At 70.1% G+C, this 20,659-nt stretch carries 14 protein-coding genes; all 14 read right to left on the bottom strand.

What is annotated here, in order from left to right; all coding sequences use genetic code 11:
• Nucleotides 1-15 precede the first annotated feature (15 nt).
• Genes FHR20_RS16800 through FHR20_RS16735 form a run of 14 tightly spaced genes read right to left on the bottom strand, consistent with a single transcriptional unit; the run spans nt 16 to nt 20,655 of the window.
• Nucleotides 16-2,988 carry a phage tail protein gene (locus FHR20_RS16800; RefSeq protein ID WP_167300775.1) on the bottom strand — a complete coding sequence of 991 codons (2,973 nt, stop codon included), beginning with the start codon at nt 2,986-2,988 and terminating at the stop codon, nt 16-18.
• Nucleotides 2,985-8,321 (bottom strand): Kelch repeat-containing protein, encoded by a 5,337-nt coding sequence (locus FHR20_RS16795; RefSeq protein ID WP_167300774.1) that lies wholly within the window; start codon nt 8,319-8,321, stop codon nt 2,985-2,987. Before FHR20_RS16795 ends, FHR20_RS16800 begins: the two co-directional genes overlap by 4 nt.
• Complete coding sequence (locus FHR20_RS16790; protein WP_167300773.1) at nt 8,318-10,732, bottom strand: baseplate J/gp47 family protein; 2,415 nt, start codon at nt 10,730-10,732, stop codon at nt 8,318-8,320. The genes FHR20_RS16795 and FHR20_RS16790 overlap by 4 nt, the downstream gene beginning before the upstream one ends.
• 3 nt (nt 10,733-10,735) lie before the next feature.
• Nucleotides 10,736-11,161, bottom strand: a complete 426-nt coding sequence (locus FHR20_RS16785; protein ID WP_167300772.1) for a GPW/gp25 family protein — start codon at nt 11,159-11,161, stop codon at nt 10,736-10,738.
• Nucleotides 11,162-11,198: 37 nt separating this feature from the next.
• Complete coding sequence (locus FHR20_RS16780) at nt 11,199-11,792, bottom strand: phage baseplate assembly protein V (protein ID WP_167300771.1); 594 nt, start codon at nt 11,790-11,792, stop codon at nt 11,199-11,201.
• A 27-nt stretch (nt 11,793-11,819) separates the two neighbouring features.
• The gene (locus tag FHR20_RS16775) at nt 11,820-12,974 is read right to left on the bottom strand and encodes a phage late control D family protein (protein WP_167300770.1); all 1,155 of its coding nucleotides are present in this window, start codon (nt 12,972-12,974) and stop codon (nt 11,820-11,822) included.
• Nucleotides 12,971-13,429, bottom strand: a complete 459-nt coding sequence (locus FHR20_RS16770) for a LysM peptidoglycan-binding domain-containing protein (RefSeq protein WP_167300769.1) — start codon at nt 13,427-13,429, stop codon at nt 12,971-12,973. Before FHR20_RS16770 ends, FHR20_RS16775 begins: the two co-directional genes overlap by 4 nt.
• Nucleotides 13,426-14,076 (bottom strand): hypothetical protein, encoded by a 651-nt coding sequence (locus FHR20_RS16765; protein ID WP_167300768.1) that lies wholly within the window; start codon nt 14,074-14,076, stop codon nt 13,426-13,428. Before FHR20_RS16765 ends, FHR20_RS16770 begins: the two co-directional genes overlap by 4 nt.
• Entirely contained in the window at nt 14,073-14,252 is a 180-nt protein-coding gene (locus FHR20_RS16760) for a hypothetical protein (RefSeq protein WP_167300767.1), read from the bottom strand. Before FHR20_RS16760 ends, FHR20_RS16765 begins: the two co-directional genes overlap by 4 nt.
• Nucleotides 14,249-16,216: an ATP-binding protein gene (locus tag FHR20_RS16755; protein WP_167300766.1), complete on the bottom strand. Its 1,968-nt coding sequence runs from the start codon at nt 16,214-16,216 to the stop codon at nt 14,249-14,251. The genes FHR20_RS16760 and FHR20_RS16755 overlap by 4 nt, the downstream gene beginning before the upstream one ends.
• A 2-nt stretch (nt 16,217-16,218) precedes the next feature.
• Nucleotides 16,219-17,445: a Pvc16 family protein gene (locus FHR20_RS16750; protein WP_167300765.1), complete on the bottom strand. Its 1,227-nt coding sequence runs from the start codon at nt 17,443-17,445 to the stop codon at nt 16,219-16,221.
• Nucleotides 17,442-19,409, bottom strand: coding sequence for a hypothetical protein (locus tag FHR20_RS16745; protein ID WP_167300764.1), 1,968 nt, complete (start codon nt 19,407-19,409; stop codon nt 17,442-17,444). The genes FHR20_RS16750 and FHR20_RS16745 overlap by 4 nt, the downstream gene beginning before the upstream one ends.
• Entirely contained in the window at nt 19,406-20,137 is a 732-nt protein-coding gene (locus FHR20_RS16740; RefSeq protein ID WP_167300763.1) for a hypothetical protein, read from the bottom strand. Before FHR20_RS16740 ends, FHR20_RS16745 begins: the two co-directional genes overlap by 4 nt.
• A 5-nt stretch (nt 20,138-20,142) precedes the next feature.
• Nucleotides 20,143-20,655: a phage tail protein gene (locus tag FHR20_RS16735; RefSeq protein ID WP_086130278.1), complete on the bottom strand. Its 513-nt coding sequence runs from the start codon at nt 20,653-20,655 to the stop codon at nt 20,143-20,145.
• Between the last annotated feature and the right edge of the window lie 4 nt (nt 20,656-20,659).

The raw sequence follows: 20,659 nt of genomic DNA, 5'->3' as shown, positions 1-20,659 counted from the left end.
GCCGCCGCTCCGCGCTCAGCTCTCGAAGCGCAGGTCGAGCGTGACGCCCTCGAGCAGTGCATCCTCCAGCGCGACCTGCAGCTCGGTGCCCCGCGCGGTCGGCACGGCGAGGTTGTAGGCGCCAAGTTCGTCGCGGTTGGTCGCCCCTTCGGTGATGACACGCGGATTGCGCGGGAAGGGCTCGAGGCGGGCGAAGCCGGGCAGCGGATAGGCGTTGTCCGGGGAGAAGACCGGCGGCGCGGTGCCGAACTGGAAGCTGGCGCCCGCCGAACGCACCGGGCAGGTCAAGGCGCAGGCGGGATCGGTGCAGGTCGTGCAAGCGGTGACGACGACATCGGCGGCGTCGGCGCAGGCGCAGTAGCCATCGGCCGGCGTACCGAGCACGAGATGGCGCAGCATCACGTTGCGGCCGCCGACGCCGCTGATCTTCCCGCAGCTCTTGCAGCGCGCCACGGCGAGGCTGGGCGGATCGGTCGTCGGTGCGGCGGCCAGCGCGGCCTGGGTCGCGGCGGCGCCGGCGCTTCCCCCTCCTCCGGAAAGGTATCCCAGATCGGCGGCATAGCAATTGGAGAAGGTCATCGCCCCCGAGCAGGTGAGCGTTCCCGCGAACAGTGAATCGAGAGCCTCTCCCCCGGCGCCGAGCTGCGCCGTGCCCATCACGGTCGTCCGTGCAATGTGCACGGTGGCGAGCGGCGCGATGAGCACCGGCGTCGCCATATCGGCCGGCGGTGCGTGGAGCGGGCTCAGCACGCAGCTTTCGAACCGGACATCGCCTTGCACGCGGCTGAAATCGAGCGGCGCGGCGATCGTCCGCTCGAGCGCGATGCGCGCGCTTCCGTTGAACGGGGGCGGTGGCGGGGTCGGCGTGGGAGTGGGAGCGGGCGTCGGCGCGGGTGCCGGCGTCGGCGTGGGGGGCGGTGTCGGCGGCGGCGGCGGAGATGGCGGCGGCGCCGGCATGATCGCGCTGCCGCTCGTCGGGATCAGGGTCATGTCGAGCAACTGGAGGTCGAGATTGCCTCCATTGAGCCAGAGCGCGCCCTGGAACAGGATGGCCGACATGCCGAACGTGCCGGCCGTGCCCGAGCTGGGTCCGGTCAGCGAGAAGGCGCCGGGATAGGAGACGGAGAGCAGTGCCTGGCTGCCGGCTGCCGAGGCGATCCACAATTTGTCGCCCGGCGGCGGGACGATCGTCTGCGCGTTGAGATAGCGGGTCGCGCTCGATTGCAGCACCAGCACGGTGCAGGGGGTGGGCGCCATCTCCCACAGGCTCAGCTGGGTGACGATCCAGCCGGTATTGCCTGCATCGTACAAGGTCACGGCATTCGCCGGTATCGGGAGGGGAGCGCGCAGCCCGATCCCGCCGATCGCGCCTGGCATGGCGATCCCATAGTCTACGCTGAGCGCGGCCGGGGCGGCCCAGGCCGCCGGCCAGCTGAACAGCCCCAGATCGGGGTCGATCGCGGCGGCGGGAACCAGCCCCAGTTCCCAGGCCGGTGGCGTTGGCGACATCGGCGTCTGCGACGAGGCCGGCGCCACGATCACCGTCCGGTCGCCCGCCAGGCAGACGAAGCAGTTGGTGAGCTTCGCCGCGAAGGCGGCCTCGGCTTCGGCGGGCGTGGTGACCGCGGGCGAGAAGGGCAGGTTGACGTTGAGCACCTTCCCGGTCGGCGCAGTGAAAGTCATTACGGTGCCGGGCGCCGCGTCGTTGAGCAGGTTCAGGCGCTTCTGGTCGAGCGGCAGCGTGGCCCCCGCGACGCCGTTGCGCGCGCTGCCGCTCAGCAGCAGGGGGTCCGTGCTCGACGGCGCCGTCAGCAGCGACAGCGACGCGGTGGGCACCGTCGGCACGATCAGCAGCGCGTTGCCGAGCGATCCGCAGATCAGCGCGCGTACGTCCGCCTCGGTCACCTGGGTGCCCGCCTTTACCGGGCAGGTGGCGATCGCGTTCTGGAGCAGCGCAAGCAACTGGCTCATCGAGGGATTGGCGGGCACGTCCATGGCGAGCACCGCGGACGCGTCGCCATAGTTCAGGTTGAGCGTACTGGTCTGCGCGGTGATCGATTGCAGGTTGATCGCGCCGCCTTCGAGCACCGGATAGTCCGGCGCGGGCGGCTGGATCGCGCCGATATCGAGGGGCATCGCCCGCACGCCGTCCGCCCCCAGCGCAACCCAGTCCGAGGTGCTCTTCGGCTTGTAGCGGATCACAAGGCCGCGCTCGGAGCCATAGAGCAGCGAGCTTGCCGGGCCGGTGCCCGGCGTCGTCCAGATCCGGTTATACTGTTCCAGGTCGGCCGCCAGCATCTGCGTGGTGAGGCGGACCGGAAGCGCGGTCACCGGCGGCGCGGCGACCCAGTCGAGCGGCGCGTTGGCCAGATTGTAGAGCGGCTGCGCGATGGCGAGCGGGTTGAAGTGATAGAAACGGGGCGTCGAGGCGCCCATGGGCGTAACGCCCGTCATCGCGAAGCTGGGCAGCCGCCAGACCCGCAACAGGCCTACCGAGGTGCGTGGCGGATCCTCCGGCGCACCCTCCGGTTCGGGCGCGCTGGGGGGCGGCGCTGGGGCGGGCGTGGGGGCCGGCGCGGCATCGGGAAGCGGCCAGCTTGCAAAGGGTGTCGTCTCGTCCGGGGCGTAGAGCGCGTACCAGCCGCTGCCGTCGCGCACCCGGCGCGGGATCGCGCTGGCGATGCCCTTGCGCCGCCGGAAGCCGAGCGCGTCGGCGACGAGCGCGCGATGCTCGCGGCGCACGGGTTGCGCCACTTCCAGGCCGAGTTGCGCGGCGACATAGGGGACGAGATGGAGCGGGCAGGTCTGGATGAACCAGTCGTCCTCGAGCTCGCGCACCGAGTCGCCGATCTGCTCGCGGACATGATCGAAGACCTTGCACAGCGCGAGCAGCGGATAGCCCTGCGTGATATCCGCCATGCGGAAGATCGGCGGCAGCAGATCGTAGAGCGCATCGGGGATCGGCGCGCCTTCGGTGTCGTCGCTCATTGCTTGGCCCCCGTCCGTTCAGCGAAGGTTACCGCGTCCGCGTCGGCGCTGATGTACAGGATCTGCGCGCCGGTCACCGGATCGAGCTGCGCGGATTTGGGCGCCAGCACCTGCTGGTCCGGCGCACCGGAGGAGGTGCCCGATTCGGTGGGCGCCCAGAGCTTGTCGACACCGGCCTTCGTCACGCCGTCCACGCCTTCGACGATGCGGATGATCTCGCCGGCCCGGACCAGCTCGTCGAATGCCATTGCCGGCAGCGCATAGGCCGCCCGAAGCGCATCGCCGATCGATTGCTGGATCGCATGGACGTCGGCGCCCGTATCGGCAGCGAACCAGCCCTGCACCTTGAACGGAAGCGGTTCGAAGGGGAGCAGGCGAATGTCGAGCCTGGTCGCCTGCGCGGTATCGACGGCGGCCGTGAGCGACTTGAATGCCGGCGACAGCATGTCCGGCACTTCGTTGTCGGGGCCGGCGAGCGTGAGCAGGAAGACCGAATGTCGCGCTCGCGGGAGCGTGCCGTCACCCTGGACGACCGTGAGCACCGCCGCGCTCACTTCGGGGCGGTTGAGGACGAAGCTGACCATGTCCTGCCGCGTGACGATCCGTCCCAGATCCTGGGCGCCCGTCGGAATCAGGGCGCGCAGCGTGCTGCGCGGCGGCGCCCCGATCCCGCCGCTCGCGGCGACCGGATTGAGCACGCTCTTGATCCCGCCCACCCCCATCGGCGCGCGCGTGATGCTTCCGGCGGCGACATTGCCGTTCACCCCCGCGCCGACGCGATAGGTGGCGACGATATTGTCCGTGCCCGTCGGCGGCCGCAGCCCGTGGACGCTGTCGCCGAAGGTGATCTGCGCGCGACCCTGGGCATCCTGGGTGAGCTGATAGGCACGCGCATCCGGCCCCATGCTGCCCAGCGCCTCCACGCATTGCCAGACGGCGCCGTTGACGGTCACGCTGAGCTGCGGCGCGATCGTCCCGTCGGCTTCCTCGAGCCAGGTCAGCGGTGCCTGCTTGAGCAGGAATTGCTGGAACGGCTTCTGCCCGTCGCCATTGCCGAGCACCTCGCCCGCGACCGTGCTTCCCTGGGTCACCTCGACCACATTGCCGTACACGGTGGTGGTGGTGCGGTCGTAGAGGTAGCGCAGCGGCTCCTGCAGGGTCAGGGTGGTGGTATTGTCGCTGGACGATTTCGCGATCGCCTTCACGGTCACCGCCTCGCTCTGGACCGGGCGGTTGAACAATGCGAGCTGCGCGGAAGTGACGTTGCCGATGGTGGTGCCGTTGCCGGAGAGATAGGCGAAGTCCGAAGGCGGATCGCCCGCCGGATCGGTCTGGAGCGAGAGGTTGCCGATATCCGGGATATTGGCCCACCACCATTTGCCGTCCTGCTTCGCGCCGCCCTGCGGAATCGGCCCGTAGACCATGACGAGCGTGCCTTCCGCGAGCGCCGTCGGCGCGCCGATCGGCCACACCTTGCCCACCGTCGTCGCCAGCGGCGGGTTGCCGGCGAGCAGGAGCGCCTGGCCCACCACGATCTGGTCGATCAGGCCGGTGAGCACCAGCGTGTCGTCCGGCAGGGTGGGATTGCCGGGGGTCGGCGTGTTGCCGGGTAGTGGCGCGTCGTCGATCGGCGGCGCGAGGCTCAGCTGCTGGCTCTGGGTATAGACCAGCGCCTGGCGCCGGGCGTCCGAATCCGCCGGCGGCGGTGCCTCGACATAGAGCACGGCGGTGCAGGTCGAATTGCCGTTGCCATCGACCTGGCCGCCAAAGGCATAGACGCCGTGATTGGCGAGCGGGATCGGATTCACCCCCTCGGTGAGCGACACGAGATTGGGATAGTCGGGCGAGGGCAGCACGATCGGCAACGGATAGACCGGCTGGGTGCTGCCTCCGTCCGGCGGCACGATCTCATAGGTCGAATTGGTGTCGCCGCCCAGCATCAGCACGCCCTGTTCGACGAGCACCGCGCCCTGCGACCGGCGTGCGGCATCGAGCATGGGGCCGGAGGAGAAGGCGAAGCTGGTGGGATCGAACAGGACGCTGCTGGCGCTGGGCTCCATGGTCCAGTCGATCGCCCCCCCGGCGAGCAGCACCCTGGCATCGGGCAGCAGGGTTGCCGAATGCATCGCGCGCGGCACCGGCATGTCCGCGATCGTCGCAAAGGCCTGGGCGGCGATGTTGAACACCGCGGCCTGGGTTATGGGCCAGATCTGGATCTCGTCGAACGGCGCTTCGGATTGGAACGCGCTGAAGCCGCCGGCGATCAGCACGTCGCCATTGGCGAGCAGCGTCGCCGAGTGCAGGGCGAAGCCCCTGTCGAGCACGGTGGTGATCGCGGTGAAGGTCTGGGTGGCGGTGGCGAAGGTCTCGGCCGTGTGGAGGCTGGGCACATAGATCGCCTCGAGCCCGGGCAGGTCATAGGTGATCGGCGGAACCGCGAACCCGCCCGCGAGCAGCACCGAACCATCGGTGAGCACGGTCGCGCTATGGCCGCAGCGCGGCGTCGTCATCTTGTTGCCCACCTTGCGGAAGGTGCGGCTCTTGGGATCATAGACCTCGGCGGTATCGAGCACCGCATAGCCGTCATCGCCCAGGCCGTAGCCGCCGGCATAGAGGACGGTGCCATTGGCAAGGAGCGACAGCGTCGCGCCGATGCGGGGCGCGATGGGCGCGCCGGCCGCGGTCGACAGGCCGGTGGTGGGATCGAAGGTCCATGCGAAGCCGGTCATGGTCGTCGTCGGCTGCGGAAAGGGCTCCGGCTGAGTCGCGCCGACGATCAGGATCGTGCCGTCGGCGAGCAGGATCGTGCCGGTGGGCGCGAGCGTGAACGGCGTGGTCAGCACCGGTCCGGGCAGCGTCTGGAACGTGCCGACATCGGCATCCAGCGCGACCACGGCACCGGTATAGGTGGGGGGCGTGCCGGGTTCGGCGGGCAGCGCGGAGATGCCGCCGGCGAGCAACAGGAAGTCCTGGGCCAGCGCCGCGAAGGCGGGATAGCCCTGCGGATTGGGCAGCGGCGCGCCGACGATGCTGGGCGCCAGCACCTTGCCGCCGTTGAACGGAATGCTCACGCCCGGGCTCACCGCGAACGTCTCGACCGTGGCGAGCACCCTGTTGCCGGCGATGCCGCCCGCGACGGCGACCTTGTTGCCGGGCAGCAGCGCGGCGGCATGGTTGGAGCGGGCTTCGCTGAGCGGCGGGGCGACGACGAAGGTCGGCACCGCGCTGATGCTGCCGTCGGCCTGATAGGCGGCAAAGGCGCCGACAAGCCAGTCGTCGCCCACCGGCCCGGTGGCGGACTGGCCGCCGGTTATGAGGAAACCCATATTGTTCGGGAGCGCCACCGCAACCTGATCGTAGCGGCCCTGCGCGCCTGCCTGGCCCGGCGGGATCGGATAGAGATTGCCGGTCGGCTGCCAGTCGGTCGTGCTGGTGACCTCGGCATCATCCCATACCGTGCCGAGGGCGGCGCCCGTGTCCGAGAAGCCCGGCGGCGCGGCGCCCCCGTCATGCCCGCCGACGAAGATCACGGTGTTGGCGACCGGGGGCACCGCCGGTCCGCCGCCATCGGCCATGCTCTTCACGACCGGACAGACGGTGGCGCTGTGCCCGGCGCGCGCCTTGGCCAGATCGGCGCAGGGCTGCCAATCGGCGGCGGCGGGATCGTAGACGGCGACCGACTTCGTCGCTTCCAGTGCGGCGAACAACTCCGCGATCTTGTCGTGCGCGTCGTTCGGCGCCTGGGTCAGGCCGCCGCTCAGCATGATGCGGTTGTTGGGGAGCAGGGTGGCCGCGTGTCCCACGCGCGGGGTCGCGAGCGTGACGTTCGGGATCGCGCTGAAGCGCATCGACGTGGGGTCGAGCACCAGCAGGTCGGTCGCCAGCGACCAGTCCTTCATCACGCCGCCGGCGAGATAGACTTTCCCGTCGATCAGCGTGGCGGTGTGGAGGGCGCGCGGCTCCGGAAGCGCGTCGATCTGGCTGACGAGCTGGGTGGCGGGATCGTAGATCTCGACGCTGTCGAGCACGCCCTGCACTCCGATGCCGCCGACCAGCAGCACCCGGCCGTCGCTGAGCGTGGTGGCGCTGTGCCCCATGCGCGAGGGGATCAGCGCGGAGCCGGTGGGCAGGGTGGCGGGATCGGGCGCCAGCTCCACCTCGGTGACCTGGCCCGACATGTTGAATTCGGAGATGTTCTGCCGCGAGACCGCGTCGATGATGCCGAGCGTCTTGTCCTCGGGCGTCTCGAGCAGGAACTGGCTGCCGGGCAGCACCTTGGGATAGACCGCCTGGAGATCGAGCTGGTTCAGGTCGATGGCATAGCCCGGCCATTCGGAGAATTCGGAAGGGACCATGCCGGTCGGCGTGTTCGCCCGCTGCACCGCCGCCGATTGCGACGACCAGGAGGCCGCGTTGTAGCCGAACAGCCGGCAGGTGAGGTCGAACGCGTAGAGCTCGAGCCCGTTCGCTTCGTTCGGGGGCAGCGGGTCGGTGGCGCCGCTTGCCGCCCATTGCTCGCCGATCGGCGCCCCGATGCCGATCGTGGTGGTCGAGAGGACATGATTCTCGTTGACCGAGAACACGGTGAGCCGCACCCATTGGATCGGGGCGGGATCGACGCGCTTGTAGAGCAGGAAGTCGCCGACCTGCAGACCGAGCCCGGTGCCGGCGAGCAGCAGTTCGGTGGCGTCCGCGGTGACCCAGGCCGGGCGCGTCTGCAGGGGCGTGAGCTGGTTGAGCGACGAGACGGCGGTAAGCTGCGTCGCCGTCTCGAATACCGCCGCCGCCGCGACGGCGGCCGCGCTCGCGGAACTGGCGGCGGCCGTGGCCGATGTCGCCGCCGCCGTCTGGTTGGTGGCCGTCGACGCGGCGCCGCCGCTGCCGGTCGGGCCGCTTGTCGCCGCGCTGTTCGATCCGCGCGAGGCGGGCGGCGTCGCCTGGATCGCGGAGCCCTTCGGCACGATCACCGGATCGCCGGGCTGCGCGAATACCGCGATCTCGGCGGTCGCGCCGATATGCATGCCGGTCGTCTCGCCGAGCCCGCGTCCGATCAGCGCGAGGCTGCGATATTCCACCGCGGTGGAGAGATAGCCCTCGTTGAGCACGCGATCCTGGTAGAAGGACAGCACGTCCGCCACTTCGGCGAAGGCATCCACCAGCGCGAGGGTGGGATCAGTGGGGACGTTGCGGTCGAGCCGGGCGAGCGGCTGGGAGACCGATTTCCCGCCGCTGTTGACCACCACGCGCGGGATCAGGTCGAGCATCTCCTGCTTGAAGCTGGCATAGTCGCCCAGCCCGGCCGAGATCTCGTCGTCGGGGCCGTTCCCGCTCATTTCGCTGCCGCCACGAAGAGCCGGACGATGCCGAGCTCGGGATGGAAACCGTCATTGCCGGCGCGCGCGCGCTCGTTCGAGCCGATCGCGATCCGGCCGGCCTTGATGTTGTCCACGGTGTTGTCGCGGCCGCTGACGGTCTGGAATACCACGCGGGGGTCCATCGCCGGATCGCTGACCACCAGCGATACCACCGGATCGGCGCCGAGCAGCGCGATCAGATCGGCGAGTATCACCGGCCGGCCGAGCGGCCATGCGGTCGGGTGGAAATGCGCCGGGCCGCCATCGGTCTTCGCCCCGGCACCGATCCGGCGCAGCAGCCGTTCGCGCGCGGCGCCGATATTGGAGCCCTGCGAGCAATAGACGACCAGCGAGACATTGATCGGCACGTCGGATTCCTGCTGGATCGTCGGCGGCGCGCCGAGCACGGCATATTCCATCAGCCGGGCCTTCGCGATCGGATAGGTGTAGCCGTCGGGCGTGGTGGTGGTGGTGGCGATGCCGACGATGCAGGGCGCATAGCCGTTTACCAGCCGGGCATCGGCTTCGGTGACCAGGGGATCGCTTTGGGCCAGGCGCTCCCAATCGTCCGGATCGATGCCGCGCAGATTGGTGCGGAAGCTGGTCGTCGCGAACAGGCGGACGCTTTCGTTCAGTTCCGGCTGGGCGGGCGTCGCGGGCAGGGGGTTCGAGACCCAGCTGATCATCGGCGTGGAGCCGACGATCTGGACCAGCGCATTCGCGCGCACCCGGCCGCTCTGCCCGTCGCCGACGCGCACCGTGGCAGTGAAGGTCGTTCCCGGGGCCGGCGCTTCTCCCAACGCTCCGTCGCCGAAGCGCAGGAACAGGTGGCGCCGGTTGCCGCCATAGCCGTCCTCGGGCGCGGCCGCGAAGGCGCGCCCCGCCGGCGGCGTGCTCATCAGGTCCTGCCGCGCCGTCCACAGATCGACGACCTTGGCCATGCCCGGCCGTTCGCCCAGCATCTTCACGCAGAGATTGGCCTGCCCCGGATCGGGGGCGAGGCTGGCCTTGGCCGAGGGCACCAGCAACGCGGCCTCGGCGATGTCCTGCGATCCGTCGAACGCCGCCACGGATGCGGGCATCGGTGCCGCCGACACCGGATCCTCCACTTCGATGATCGGGCGATAGACGCGGCCGGCGGGCGCCGTATCGGGCATCGGCGTCACGGCAATGGTCCTGCCATGATCAGCCAGCCCGACATTGCCGTAGAGCTGCACCATGCCCGCCTGGTTCTGCACCGCGACCGTCAGCGGCTTGGTGAGCGCATCCTCGGGGTGCCAGGTGATCATGGTGGCATAGGGCGGGTTGTTGCCGTTGGGGAGCAGCTCGACCTTGATCAGCCGCACGACCTGGGCGCCGAAGGGCTGAGCGGCGCCGGCGGGCGCGGCGGTCTGGACGAAGGCGACCAGCTGGCCGGGGACGAGCCCGGTCTGGGCCGTGTTGAGCTGTGCCTGGATGGCCCCCTGAGGCAAGGTGTAGGCGGCCGAGCGCGCCAGCGGATAGGCGAGATTGTTGCGCAGCAGCGACACCGGGAGATCGGCCATGGTCTCGAACACGGTGGTGCTCGCCGTCAGATCCTGGGTGGCGGGCAGGTTCATCGTCACGATGCCCGGCTGCTGGGTCACCACCTGCAGCCCGGCGGGGATCACGCCATTGCTCTTCACCGTGAAGACGAGCGCGGTGCGGGCATTGCACCCGTCGTTGACGCCATAGTCGCGCAGCCGGGCATGCCGGCGCAGCGACAGGCGGTGGCGCGCGGTGGGCAAATAGGATTCGGTGCCGGCCGCATCCTGGCGGAACGAGAGATGGTCCCCGGCATAGGCGAGCGCTTCGATCAGCGTCGTCATCGGATCGGCGGGATGATCGAGCGCCCAGGCGGAATCGTCGCGCACGATCTGCGACACGCGCGAGCGCATCAGCGAAGTGAAGGCCGCATAGTCGCGACCGAGATAGTTGATCGCGGCCTGGCCGGGGGGCGCCTGCACCGGCCTGCTCGGCGTGGCGACATTGGCCTTGGATTCGGGCGCGAACCAGGTGGAGACGTCGCCGATGGTGAGCCGATAGGCAGGCGCGTCCGCCGCGGGATCGGCCGGGGGCGGGATCGCCTGGATGTGGAGAAGCCCGGTATCCGGATCGAGCGCATGGACCCGCACCACTTCGGCCGGGGTGCCGAACAGGTCGGTGATGGCGACCGGCGCCGTGTCGAGCGCGGGGACGGTCGTAGGCGGCGTGGCCGGCGCGGCGTCGCCGGCGAGTGCGTCCATCGCGATATCGGCGGCCCGCACCTGCGCGGCCGGTATCGCCGATGCCGGGGCAACCTGCACCACCAGCTGCAGCGAGCCCGCGCTCTGCACCGAATGCACGACGGTGGGCTGGGTGTCGTCCGCCATCGCTCAATAGTCCGGAATCGAAGCGGTGGCGGTAGTGCTCCCGCCCTGCGGCGTCGCGCTGTAGCCGGGTAGGGGCACGGTGATCGACGTGCCCGCCGCGGTCTGGGTGTGCGTGACGAAATAGGTCAGGTCGACGGTCACCGTCTCGTTGCCCATGGTCACGGTCAGCGTGTTGATCGAGATGGCATCGCCCAGGAACTGGATCAACTTGCTGCGCACCAGCGTCTCGGCCGCGCTGGCGAGCGCCGCATCCATGCCTCCGAAGACCAGCTGGCGCATGCCGGCGCCGAAATCCGGACGATTGACGCGTTCGCCCGGATTGGTCTCGAAGACGAGCAGGATCAGGTTCTGCACATAGGTCGGGAGATCGGTCGTCGCAGTCTGCCCCGATCCGTCGATCTGATAGGGAAAGCCCAGATAGCCCGTCATCCGCGCGCCTCCCGACCGCCGCTCGTCATCGAAGCGGCTACAGCACGGTGAGCCCGCCCTCGTTGATCGAGACCTCGGGCTCGACGCCGCCCACCATCGCCGAGCCATGGGCGATGGTGAATCCCTCCATCGTCACCGCCAGCGTGCCCGGCTCGGCGAGGATGTTGACGCCGGATTCGTTCATCGTGATGCGGATTTCCGCCAGGCTGATCACCACGCCGGTGCTCGATCCGCTCACCACCACCGGCACCGCCACGGCGGGATCGGTCACCGTCAGCGTGAAGCCGCCCTCGCCCGGCAGGTCGTTGAACAGCAGCTTGCCCGAGCTGGTCTGGATCATGCGCATCGTCGGCAGCTCCGCCTCGATCGGGCGCTCGCCCTCGCGCCAGAAACAGCCCGCCCAGATCGGATAGTCGAGGTCGCCGCCCTCGAATTCCACCCAGATCGCCGCGCCCACCGGCGGCATCATGTAGAAGCCCACCTGCAGTCCGGCATAGGGAACGCAGGGCATCGCCCATGCCGTCGCCACTTCGCCGAGCACCATCGGCACCAGCACCTGGAGCCGGCCGAGCATCAGCGGATCCTCGTTGTCGACGACGATCCCGCGATACTTGCCCCAGAACTGCTTCATCCTTGCCTCCCCGGCCGTGCCGCGCGTTCATGGCACCACCACCGGTAACAGCGGGTCGGTGCCGTCGCGCTCCAGCTTGAACGTCTGCTTGTATTCGTTCCGCTTGAGTTTGTGATGCACCTCCGCGACGCTCCAATTGCCGTCGAAGGTCGTGCCCGCGCCGCGCACCCCGACGAGGCCGCCGGCACGCAGGATCGAACCATATTTCTCTACGCTGAGCGCCCCTTCCGCCTTGGCGACCGTCGTGGAGGATCGGTTGACGCGCCCCTGTGCGAAGCCCATCGCCCGGATCTCGTCGAATCCGTCCGATCCGGCCGGCAGCTTCATGCCGAGCAGCGAGGAGATCGGGAACGGGCTCTTGAGGGCGAGCGGCGGCAGGAGCGTCGGCTCGAGCGCCATCACCGGCAATGCCGGAGTCGCTTCGAGCGGGCCCGGGATCAGGCCCGAGACCTGGAAGGCGGAACGGCCGTCCTGCGTGAAGGTCAGCTGGTCGACATTGGTGAACGTGCTGTTGCCCACGGTGAGCGCGGGCGCGGGGATGCCGACGCGCTTGGGCGGGCCCCAATAGGCGGTGTTGGTGAGCGGCACCGCGCCGGGGCGCAGCGTGAACACATAACCGTAGCGGTTCGCGAGGGTGTAGAGATATTCGAGATCGGTGCCGTACTGGATCGGCGTGCGCTGGACGATCGTGGGGAAATCGGCTTCGACCGGCGGGATCGTCTCCGGGACGATCGCGAACCGCTCATATTCGGCCAGGATCTCGAGCACGATCAGCTCGTCGTCCATGTCGGGATAGCCGCGGATCTTCTCGGTCAGGTCCATGGCCACGCTCAGGTCGGCCCCACTGATCACGACGCGGCTCTGGCTCGGATTCTTCGCCGGATCGAGCCAGATATCGGTGATCAGCCCATCGATCAGCACGGTCGGCAGCGCGGCCTGCATCGCCATGATCAGCACGCGATTGCCCGTGGCGAGGCGGCCGTCGGCGAGCACCTGGACCTGCATGCCCTTGCCATTGTCGGTCCGCTGCGCGCCGAACGTCAGGCGGAATGCCGACTGGCCGTCGGCCACTTCGGTCACCTCGGCCTCGATCAGCAGATCGGCCAGCCCGGGCCCGATCGGGGTGGGAACCTCCTGGGTGCCCGCCAGCACGGCGAGCTGGACGCCGACGGGAAAGCTCATGCGCTTTCCTCGCGGTCGTCGGTCTGGTCGGTGGGCGCGGCGGCCGTTCCGCGGCGCGAGGCCTTGGGCTGGTCGAACGGGTCGTTGGCCTGGCCCACCACGGCCGGAACGACGATCTTTCGCCCCGGCACCGCGCACAGCGTGGCGGGGTCGCTCGCATTGTTGGCCTCGAGCAGCATCCAGTAGAGCAGCGGATCGCCGAGCAGCCTGGCCGAGATATTGTCGATCCGGTCGCCGGCCTGGATCGTGTAGCTGGTCTGCGGCTGGAACGTGGTCGCCAGCGGCAGGATGGTGCGCGCGAGATAGGGAACGGCGTCCTTGGCATCCGTTGCCGCATCGGCGCCGGAGGTCGAGGAGGAAGTCGCGGAAACATGGCGCGTGCGGGTGCGGACCAGCTTGCCGGGGGCGGCATGCTCGATCTGCACCGGATAGCGGCTGAGGCGGCGGCCGGTCATAGCGACAGCGCTCCCGAGATGATGCTGGCACCGCTCTGCACCGTGCCCACGGCCGACATCAGTTCGCGCTCGGCGAGATTGGCGAGATAGAGGTAAAAGCCGGTCTGGCTGGGTGAAAAATCCTGATAGGTCAGTACCTTCATGTCCATCGTCACATTCGCGTCGATGGGATTTAGGCGCGTGTCGTGCATCGTCTCGGTGACGCTGTAGCTGGTGATCTGAACGGGTAGCACGCGCTGCGGACCCCAGACGAACACGGTGAGCGGGGATTCCGGCGGCACGATCTCGAGCACGCCGAGCGCCATCTGGGCCAGGCTCTGCACGATGGAGCTTGTCGTCGGGAACAGCATCATCTCCAGCGTGGCGAGCTGGGGGTGGATGCCGAACGCCATCGCCGTCGCGTCGTTGCTCTCGAGCTGGTCGACTGCGCTGATCCGCGCGGTCATCTGGATCGTCTCGACCGCGGGGCCGGCGAGCAGGTTGGTGCCGGTGGGGGTATCTCCCGTCTTCTCGAAATCGGGATGGAGCTGGCGCGTGAGCTCGGCGGGATTGTATTGCAGCAGGATCAGCCGGGGAACCGGAATGGTGCCGCCCATGCTGATCAGGGCCGCCTTCAGGATATGCGGACTGTTGGGATAGGGCGTCATTGCGGGCCTCCGCGTTCGCGCAGCTTGGCCCGGATCGCCTGGGCGATCGCGCGGCGGACATGGTCGCGTTGTCCGGCGTCGAGCCGGGCCAGCGTGGCGCGCACGCGCGGGTCGCGAGAGATTGCCGCGTCGATCGATGCGGACAGATTGGCGGGCGGGCGGGGAGGACGGTTCATGCCGGCCAGTCCGCGAGTTCGGCGGGCGGCACGCGCCGGCGCTGCTTGGCATATTCGCTTTCCAGCGCGCGGGCGATGTGGCCCATCGAGATCGCGGCCTCCTCCTCCGAGGCGAGCATCGCCGCGTTGATCGAGACGACGCGGATCTGGCCGCCGGTGAGCGTCAGCCGCGCGAGCCGATCCCAATCGAGTCCGCTGGCCGGCGCCGCGGCCGGAAAGGCGCCGTGCCAGATGCGCCGGCGCTCGTCGGGCGAGGGGAATTCGAAATGCAGGCTGAAGGCGAAGCGGCGCGCAAATGCATCGTCGATCGCGTTCGCCAGGTTGGTGGTGAGCACCGCGATCCCGCGGAACGCCTCGATCCGCTGGAGCAGATAGCCGACTTCGAGATTGGCATAGTGGTCGTGCGAATCCTTCACTTCGGTTCGCCTGCCGAACAGCACGTCGGCTTCGTCGAACAGCAGGATCGCGTCGGTCATGTCGGCCGCATCGAACAGCGCCGCGAGCCGCTTCTCGGTCTCGCCGATATATTTGTCGACGATCCGCGACAGATCGACCCGGAACAGGTCGAGCGACAATGTATGCGCAAGCGCTTCCGCCGCCATCGTCTTGCCGGTGCCGCTCGGGCCGGCGAACAGCACGCTCATGCCCTGCGCGCCGCCGCCTGCGCCCGCAAATCCCCACTCCTCCATCACGCGCGACCGGTTGCGCTGCCGGGCGATGATCTGCCCCAATACGGCTCGGGTGGCCTCGGGCAGGATGAGATTGTCCAGCGTCATCCGCACCGGCACCGGATCGGCGAGGCCGCTCATCGCCTCGCGCACCTGATCGCGGAGCAGCGGCAGCATCTCGTCCAGGATCGCCGCCTGCGATGCGGGGGCTTCGGTCTCCTCCGCCTTGGCACGCGCCACGGTGGCGCAGCTCTCCAGCGTCGGCAGCGGCAGGCGGAAGCGGGCGGCGACGTCGCGCAGGGCGGGTGTGGCATCCTGGCCCAGGCCGGCGGCGAGATGATCGGCGACCTCGCCCGGATCGGCCTTGGGCAAGGACATGCGGATCACGGCGCCGGGCGCGCGCTCGGCGATGGACTGGCCTGCGGCGCCCACGAGGAACAATGGGCCGGTTCCTTCGCCGATCAGCCGGCAGATCGCGCTCAGCTGGAACTCGCCCGGCGGCTCCTCGAAGGACAGGAGCAGCGCGCCGCGCAGCGCGAGCCGATCGCGTTGCCACAGCCGGAAGAAGCCGTCGCCCTCGGCTTCCGGGGTGAGGCGGGCGAGCGGCAGGTGGAAGGGCAGGAGGCCGAGCGCTGCCGCGGCGCCCGCCGCCACGCCGAGCGCGCGGCGGCTCGGTTCGGCGGCGAGATGGAGCGTCGCGTCCATGCCCGATGCGAGGACGGTCCGGGCGAGCCGCTGCGCGAGGACGCCGTCGGCGGGCAGCTGTGGCGCGAGGTCGAGCGGGCGGACGATGTCGGCAAGGGCATCATCGAGCACCGGCTGGCCGACGAGGAACGAGAGCACTGCGTCCGGCATGACGAAGCGCTGCTGGAGCCGGCTTCCCGGCTGCGCGCCTTCGGCCTTGATCAGCTGCCAGTATCGGAGCGGCGCCGAGGGCGCGAACGCGGCTTGGGATGCGCCCTCGAGATCGGCGAAGATGGCGAGCGCGAGGAGCGTCGTCGGATAGGGAGTCGCGGGATCGCCTTGTGCGAGCGCACAAAGATTGGCGATGTCGGGCGATATCTCGAAGCCGGCGGCCAGCGCGACCACGCCCTGCTCGAAGGCCGTGAGCGAGAACCAGCTGGCAAGCGCGTCGAATGCCGATCCGGGGACCGGTTCGCCCAGCCCGGCCTCCGGGGGGAGGTGGGGCTCGTGGCGCAGACCGGGGCGCGATCGGGTGCGGGCATAGTCCTCGAGCATGCGCTCGACCGCGGTGACCGCGCCCTGCAGGCGGGCGACGTGAGGGATCTCCGCCATCGTCAGCTCCCCGGCACCGTGACGCGCGGGCCGGTATAGGCGCCGTCCTTCCAGTCGAGCAGGCTGGCGATGCCGTCGACCTCGATGCTGACCAGATACTCCCCGGGGGAGACCCCGGCGAGCGGGGCAGCCAGCGCAGTCGCGGCCGCGGTGCGGGGGAGGCAGGGGATCTTGTAGGAAGTTGATTTCGCGCCGCGAGCGAAGAGAAGCGCAGTCGCGCTCGCCTGGGCGGGCACCGGCAGCGCCATCGCGAAGTCGAGCTGCCTGCCGTCGGTGCCTATGGACGGCGCGCCGGCGAAACCCGGCACGATGCTGGTCGCGAAGGCGGGAGATTCCGCTTCTATGCCCTCGCCGTCGGGGCCGTGCTTCACCAGCTTCACCGTCAGGCTGCCAGAGGCGAGAGGCGCGGGCTGGGCGCTGGTCAGCGGCAGGAGCAGTGCGGCATGGCCCTGCGCATCGAAGCCGCTGGTCACATCCTTCGCCGCGACACCGTTCAGCAGCACGGAAAGGCCGGGCTGGGCGGGATTGGGGGTGCGGACCGCCAGCGTGCAGCCGCCCGAAATCGGCAGATCCGGATCGTCCGCGTCGACGATGTCGACGATCACGATCGAACGCGACGGAAGCGCGCGCAGGCCGATGCGGCGCACGGGCAATACCGGCTCGACCGGCAACCGGTATTCGATCGCGATCGGCATCGCCGTATAGAGTTGCGTGAGCTGATAGGGGACGTTGACGAATTCGGACCATAGCCGCGCCATGGCATCCGGCGCCATGTTGAGCGGCGTCACCACGATCTCGTCGCGCGGCAATTCCTGGCTGCCGGCCCCGCCACCGAGCCAGGGCGTGCTCGCCACCGCCGCGCGCAGCATGTCGCGCGGTATATAGGGTTCGGCATTGAGCCCGCCCGCGACCAGCCCGAGCAGCCGCTGGGGATCGAGCCGCGCATCGTCCCCGAAGAAGGTGATCATATAATCGAGGTCGAGCTTGAGCACCGGCGAGTTCTTCGCGCCGCCCAGCGGCCCGCGCGTCGGCAGGTCGTTGTTCGAGACGAAGCCGTTACGGGTGGTGCGGAACAGATAGAGGTTCACGAACGGATCGCCGGTGCGCAGTGCCTCCGAGCCCGGATTGAGCGTAGTCACTCGCGCACCCGGCACCGCATCGCCGATGAACATGTGCAGCCGGTCGGCGATCGCCACGGTGCAGGCGGCGATCGAGAAGCTGGAATTCATGCGTCAGGCCCCCCGCGCGGCTTGGCCTTTAGCGGCGGCGGTTGCGGGCGCGCCGGCGCGCTGCGCGGACGCGGCAGGTCGATCGCGATACGGCCGATGTCGATGCGGATGTCGCCCGAAGGCGGTGCGGGGGGCGGAGGCCGGCGCGCGGGCTGGGGCGGGGGCATGACTTCCGCCGCCACCGATCGCGTCGCAGGTGCGCGCGCCGGCATCGCCGGCAAATCGCTGGCCGGTGTGCGATCCGGCATGCGGCGTGTCTCGGGGGAAGGGCGCCGAACCCCGGCCTCGCCCGGTTCGAGCACGGAAGGCCGTCCCCCGGGCGCGGACTGCGTATCGCGCGGTCCGGCGGCCCCGCGATCCCGCGCCTGCCGGCCCCGGCTCGGGCCCGCCGCGGCTGCAAGCGGTGGCGGGGCGGACTCCGGCGCTGCGCGCATCGCCGGCTTCGGGGCGGTGGCGGGAAGCGCCTGGGGCTCACCGGGCGAGGCGAGGACGACCGGCACGGCAGCGGGGGACGCAGGCGCCCGGGAGCCTGCCGCAATGCCATTATCCGTCTTCGCAAATCGCTGCGCTGCTGGAGCGGGCGCCACCGGTGGGGCGCCTGCCGACACGCCATTGGCGGGCCGAGCGGGACGGCGTGGCCTGCCCGCCCCTGGCGCCTCGGTTGCACCGGCATGTGCCGGCGGCACCGGGGCGGTTTCCTGCGCCGCGCGCTGCGATAGGGCGGCGCGCTGCCCGGCGGGGGGAACCGCCGGCAAGTCTGGGGCGGGTGCGGGAGCGGCCGGTGGTGCGTTCCCAGCCTGCGATGCCGTTTGCGCGGAGGGACCGGGGTGCGCAGCCATCGCGGCAGGCGCGTCGCGCGCCGCGGGCATCGGAGCGCGCGCGACAGCCGACGCCACGGGCTCGGAAAGCGCCTGCGCCACGGCATCGAGCGGAGCGGGGTCGGGCAACGATGCCCGGTCGGCCGGAGCGGTGGGTTCCATGCCCTCCGCCTGCCGTGCCGCGACGGGCGGCGTGGCTGCCGGACTCGCGATGCCTCGCCGCGAGCCCGTGGTCGCCCGACGCGCCGCATCGGAGGGCGGCGAGACAAGGGCCTCGCCCGATGGCGAAGGGGCCCCGGCCCTTCCCGCCGACGAAACCGATGTTTCGGCCGCGCCGCCCGCTTCGGAGGCATTGCGGGGCGCGTGCGGGGTCGCGGAAGCCGGGAGACCCGCTTCACCCCCCTGCGCGCGCGGCCGGGTCTCCGCATTTGCGATCGGTGCGGCGCCCGGCGGTGGTGCCTCCCGTGCAGCTTCGGCGGCGCCCGCCGCGGGGGCGCTGATGGCGGTGGCGATCTTGCGCTGCACGACGGGCGCGAGCACGGGGCCGGAGCGAGCCCCGGCTGCCGGAGCCATGGCGGGTGCCGGCGCATCGGAGGCATTGCCCCCGGGGCCGGCCGATGGTGCGGAAAGCGCCCGTGCGGCATGCGCGACGGCATCGGCCGGGGGAGAACCGGCCGACGGCCCAGCCAGGGGCATCATCTGCTCCGGAGCGGTCGGTGGCGGCGCCGTTGCTCGGTTCGGCGGCGCCATTGGGCGCATGGCGGTCGCCCCCTCGCGCATCGCCGCGTCGAGCCCGGCGGTGCGCGTGCCGGGGCGATTGGCGGAAGGCGCGGGCTTGGTCGGAAGCGTTGTGCCGGCGGCATCGCTCCCGCCGGCCAGCGGCGACGGCAAGGACGCTTCGGTCGCAACGTTGCGGGCGCGGGCGACAGGCGCGGCCCGCCCGATAGACGCTTCGCCGCCATCGGCCTGCGGCGGCGCCGCCGGCTCGCTCGTCCGCAGGATCCGTTGCTCGCCCAGCCAGGCTTCCTCGCCCGGCCAGGCTTCCTGATGGTCCGCGGCCGGCCCGAAGCGATAGCCGATGCGGCGGCCGAGCACGACCGGGCTCTCCTGGGCGCGGGCCGCCAGGCGGGCGAGCATGTCGTTCATTGCTGCAACCGCGCGAGATAGGCGCGCCGTCGCTCGGGGCCGAGGGCGAGGATTGCCGCTTCACTCCAGTGATAGGCCTGGGCGAGCAGGTGGATCTCGTCGAGCAGCGCATCCGCCGCGCCTTCGATTTCGCCCGCCAGCACCCCGGCGATGTCGACGGGCGCATCCCATTCGCCATCGCATTCCGGGCAATGGAGCGCGACGAACGGGTCGCCCGCCGGATCGATCGCGGCCATCGCCGCACCGATCGCATCGACCTCGGCTTCCTCGAGCCAGGGCGGCACTTCGGCGCCTTCCATCGGCACCAGGCATCGCCGGGCGAGTTCGGCGCGCGCCTCCGCAAGGTCCGGGATCCAGCCGATCGCGGCAAGGTCGGCGCTGTCGGCCGGGCGCACCGTGAAGCGATCGCCGTCGATCACGATCGCACGCGTCGCATCCGTGGCCGATCCGGCGATCGCGAGCAGCGCCGCCGACGTCATCGCCACGTCGAGCCGCGCCTCGCAGCCCGGGCATTTCGCCGAAAGCTCGATCCGGTCGCCGAACATCGTCTGGCGCAATGCCACGATCGCCGCATCGCGGGCGCCGATCGGCAGCGCGGCACAGGCGCCGAAGCTCTGATCCGGCATGCCGAGCGCGGCGAGGTAGATGCCTTTCTCTGCTGCAGAACGGCCGCGGCATGCCGATGCGGCATCCAGCAGTTCGGCGGCGCTCAGCGGACGCGGCGCCATGGCCGTCAGTAGCTGGGCGGCGGCGGAACCTTGACGCTGGCGTCGCGCTCCCAGCCCTCGTTCTGCAGTACGAGCGTCTGGATCGCCACGGCGTTCGAACTCGAATCGAGCTCCGGCATCGCGGTGTATTCAGAGGGCCAGCAATTGTAGATGTTGTACGCGTACACCAACTGCCCCGCGGCATTGTAGAATTCGAGCGTGATGTTGCGGCGGAAATTGGCGAGCGAGCTCTCCATTCCCTGGCCGGCGCGATAGTTCCACACCTGGCTGACCCAGGTTTCGAACTCGAGGTCCTGCGTCATGCCGCGCTCGAGCGTGATCGGCTCGAACTTGGTCTGGCCGGGCAGGATGCGGTTGGTGCTCGGATCGCCGCCTTCGCGGAAGGGCGTCGCCTCGGTGCTGCGCTTCAGCGCGCTGCACTTGCTCAGGCCGGCGACGTACTTGCCCTGCCATTTGATGCGGAACTTGAAGTTGAGATACGGGTCGGGCGACTGGCTGGTCGACGAGACGCTTGGCATGGGT

The sequence above is a fragment of the Sphingomonas leidyi genome (assembly GCF_011761945.1).
Lineage (GTDB): Bacteria > Pseudomonadota > Alphaproteobacteria > Sphingomonadales > Sphingomonadaceae > Sphingomonas > Sphingomonas leidyi.
The sequence above is the reverse complement of the archived record's forward strand: the minus strand, read 5'-3'. Positions and strand labels throughout refer to the sequence as shown.